7 protein-coding genes are annotated in these 2878 nt (G+C 63.8%); 1 reads left to right on the top strand and 6 read right to left on the bottom strand.

Annotation, left to right across the window (positions count from 1 at the left end):
* Positions 1-68 precede the first annotated feature (68 nt).
* The 6 genes from JCM12296_RS33830 to JCM12296_RS48680 form a co-directional block, all read right to left on the bottom strand.
* Entirely contained in the window at positions 69-1103 is a 1035-nt protein-coding gene (locus tag JCM12296_RS33830; RefSeq protein WP_054702410.1) for an ABC transporter ATP-binding protein, read from the bottom strand.
* Positions 1094-1219 carry a hypothetical protein gene (locus tag JCM12296_RS48685; protein ID WP_281492257.1) on the bottom strand — a complete coding sequence of 42 codons (126 nt, stop codon included), beginning with the start codon at positions 1217-1219 and terminating at the stop codon, positions 1094-1096. Before JCM12296_RS48685 ends, JCM12296_RS33830 begins: the two co-directional genes overlap by 10 nt.
* A gap of 35 nt (positions 1220-1254) precedes the next feature.
* Positions 1255-1566 (bottom strand): ABC transporter transmembrane domain-containing protein, encoded by a 312-nt coding sequence (locus tag JCM12296_RS33825; protein ID WP_281492258.1) that lies wholly within the window; start codon positions 1564-1566, stop codon positions 1255-1257.
* Positions 1567-1654: 88 nt separating this feature from the next.
* The gene (locus tag JCM12296_RS33820) at positions 1655-1834 is read right to left on the bottom strand and encodes an ABC transporter ATP-binding protein (RefSeq protein WP_054702406.1); all 180 of its coding nucleotides are present in this window, start codon (positions 1832-1834) and stop codon (positions 1655-1657) included.
* Positions 1831-2223: a MarR family winged helix-turn-helix transcriptional regulator gene (locus tag JCM12296_RS33815; RefSeq protein ID WP_054702403.1), complete on the bottom strand. Its 393-nt coding sequence runs from the start codon at positions 2221-2223 to the stop codon at positions 1831-1833. The genes JCM12296_RS33820 and JCM12296_RS33815 overlap by 4 nt, the downstream gene beginning before the upstream one ends.
* The gene (locus JCM12296_RS48680; RefSeq protein ID WP_281492256.1) at positions 2220-2348 is read right to left on the bottom strand and encodes a hypothetical protein; all 129 of its coding nucleotides are present in this window, start codon (positions 2346-2348) and stop codon (positions 2220-2222) included. Before JCM12296_RS48680 ends, JCM12296_RS33815 begins: the two co-directional genes overlap by 4 nt.
* Positions 2349-2581: 233 nt before the next feature.
* Between JCM12296_RS48680 and JCM12296_RS37525 the strand changes: the two genes are divergently transcribed.
* The coding region (locus JCM12296_RS37525) for an oxidoreductase (RefSeq protein WP_479690896.1) at positions 2582-2878 on the top strand (297 nt) is incomplete at its 3' end.

Genomic DNA, 2878 nt, shown 5'->3' with positions numbered 1-2878 from the left:
CGGTCCGCCGCCCCCCCGGCCCGGGCATGCCGGTCATGCGCACCGGCGGTGATGGACGGTTGGGATCATCAGCCATGGGCATGCTCCTTTGAATTGTCCGGCTCGCCGAGCTGGGAGCGATAGATGTCCTGGTAAACGGCGCTTTGGGCCAGCAGTTGCCGGTGGGGTCCCATGGCATGGACCCGTCCATGATCGAGGACGATGATCGTGTCGGCCGTCAGCACGCTGCTGATGCGCTGGGCCACGATCAGGCGGGTCATGGGCGTCTGGGTGTCATGCGTAAAAGCGTCGAGGGCCGTTTGCAGGCGGATTTCGGTTTCCATGTCCAGGGCGCTGGTGGCATCGTCGAGGATGAGGACTTTGGGCTGCACCAGGATCGCCCGGGCAATGGCGATGCGTTGGCGCTGGCCGCCCGAAAGGGTGACGCCGCGCTGGCCGACACGGGTGTCGTATCCCTGGGGCAGCGCCCTGATGAAAGCGTCGGCCTGGGCGACGCGGGCGGCTTCCCCTACCGCGTCCGGGCTGGCCGATATCCGGCCGTAGCGGATGTTGTCGGCCACCGTGCCGCTGAACAGGACCGTTTCCTGGAGAACCATGCCGATGTCGCGGCGCAGCCCCGGCAGATCCATTTCACGGATATCGCTGCCGTCCATGGTGATCCGGCCGGCGGTGACGTCGTAGAAGCGCGGGATCAGGTGGACCAGGGTTGATTTCCCCGAACCGGTGGCGCCGACGATGGCTACCGTTTGCCCGGCTTCGGCGACAAAGGAGATGTTGGACAGGGCCGGTTCGGCCCCATTGCCCGGATAGCTGAAGCTCACGTCCGTAAAGACAATTTGTCCGCGGGTAATCCGGGTCTGGTTGGCGCCGGGACGTTGGCGGGCCTGGGGTTGGGCATCGAGCACCTCGAGAATCCGGCTGGCCGACGCATCCGCCGCCGAAACCGGGCCGATCATGCCGGTGAGCATCAGAATCGGAAAAAGGGCAAAGGAGAGATAGTTGATGGCGGCCACGACGGTGCCGACCGACATCCCGCCGGTGATGGCCGTGGCGCCGCCGAACCAGACCGCCGCAACGATGGCCAGGTTGAGAATCAGCAGCATGAAGGGTGAAAGACCGCCATCAGTCGGCCGACCCCGATCGTCCCGGCCATCAGATCCTGGTTGGCGTCGTCGAAGCGGGCCTTTTCGTGGGTGGCACGCACGAAGGCCTTGACCACGCGGATCCCGGCCAGGTTTTCCTGCAGGACGACATTCAGCCGATCCAGGCGCTGCTGAACCCCCAGAAATAGGGGCGCGCCCGGTGGGTGAAAAAATACACCAGGACGATGATCAGCGGCACGAACGCGACCATGATCCAGGCCAGGTCGGACGCCGTGACAACCAGCAGCACGATGGCGCCGACGGCCCAGATGGGCGCCCGGGTGAGAATCCGCAGGGAGAGCATGACGATGGTCTGTACCGTGGTGACGTCGCTCGTCGAGCGCACGATGAGCTTGCCGGTCTGCAGGGTGTCCAGATTGGCGAAGGAGAAGGTCTGCACCTTGCGCATCAGCGCACTGCGGATATCGGCGCCGAAAGCATGGCGACCTTCACCGACAGGAGGTTGTTGGCCACCGCGAGGGCCGCCGAGAGGAGTGATGCGGCAACCATGATCAGGGCCGTGGTGACGACCACGTGCAGGTTGCCGGCGGCGATGCCTGATCGATGATGCGTTGGGTCAGGCGGGGGATCAACAGATCCGCCGCAACCATGGCGACCAGAAGGCTGAGGGAGATGCTGGCCGGGATCCGGTACGGCCGCAGAAAGCCGTAAAGACGCATCAGTGATTTCATGGTGGTGCCCCCTTGGCTTTTCCCTCCGACGGTGGAACCGTTGACAGGCAACCCAAACCGCTATCCTCCCCGCCGGCCGCGATCAGGTAGTGCTGGACTTTGAGCAGGCAACGCCGCAGGACGTCGTGCTCGCCCTCGGTCAGAATCGCCGTCATTTCCCGCTCCAGCGCCGCGAAGGAGGCATGCGCCGCATCGTGCAGGCGTCTGGATTTCTCGGTCAGGAAGACGCGCACCACCCGGTGGTCGGCCGGGTCACGGCGCCGCTCGATCCAGCCGTCGCGCTCCATCCGCCGGAGGGTGCTGCTGGCCGTGGGCGGCGTGACGTGCATGTCATGGGCCAGGACCCGTTGAGGAATGCCGTCCGCCTGCCAGAGTCGGAACAGGATCATCCCCTGGGCATGGTAGAGGCCGATCCGTTCCATCTGAACCCGTCGGCGGGCGCGACCAATCGGCAGACCTGGGCCAGCAGATGGCCGGTGGCCAGTTGGGCGGAATTTTCCGTTTTCGTCGACATGACGGCGTCCTATTTAGTTAGTTAGCTAATAATTAGTTAGCTAACATAATCGGCCGTCCTGCACCTGTCAACCGGTTTCAGACTTGCCATGGGTTCCCATGGGAGGGTAAGATGGTGTCACCTTCCCAATATCCGTTGTCGTCTGTGCGTCACCACACTTGGCGGAAATCGTTTGCCCCCGGATGCGGGGCCACAATCTTGATGCTATTGATCCAACCAAAGGAGAAAACACCATGCATGCTCACCTTTTCACGCCGCTTACCATCCAGGGCGTAACCCTGAAGAATCGGCTCATCATGGCCCCGCTCTACCTGGGGTATGCCGGTCAAGGCGGCACGGTCAGCGATATGCTGCTCGACCATTACCGCTTGATGGCCGAAAGCGGGGTCGCCATGGTCGTGGTTGAGAACGCACCGTGGATTACCCCCTTGGCAGCGGTTCCCACCGCACCCTGCGGGTGGATTCCGACGACCACCTGGACGGGCTGCGGCAACTGGCCGGCGTCATCCGGCAGGCGGGGACCTTGGCCT

Origin of the sequence: Desulfosarcina cetonica JCM 12296, assembly GCF_001311845.1 — a bacterium.
GTDB classification, from domain to species: domain Bacteria; phylum Desulfobacterota; class Desulfobacteria; order Desulfobacterales; family Desulfosarcinaceae; genus Desulfosarcina; species Desulfosarcina cetonica.
This window is presented reverse-complemented; position numbering and strand designations above follow the sequence as displayed.

Bases quoted from the DNA above. Each gene is read 5' to 3' on its own strand.
- JCM12296_RS33830 (WP_054702410.1), bottom strand. From the start codon at position 1,103: ATGCTGCTGATTCTCAACCTGGCCATCGTTGCGGCGGTCTGGTTCGGC.
- JCM12296_RS48680 (WP_281492256.1), bottom strand. From the start codon at position 2,348: ATGTCGACGAAAACGGAAAATTCCGCCCAACTGGCCACCGGCCATCTG.
- JCM12296_RS33820 (WP_054702406.1), bottom strand. From the start codon at position 1,834: ATGAAATCACTGATGCGTCTTTACGGCTTTCTGCGGCCGTACCGGATC.
- JCM12296_RS33815 (WP_054702403.1), bottom strand. From the start codon at position 2,223: ATGATCCTGTTCCGACTCTGGCAGGCGGACGGCATTCCTCAACGGGTC.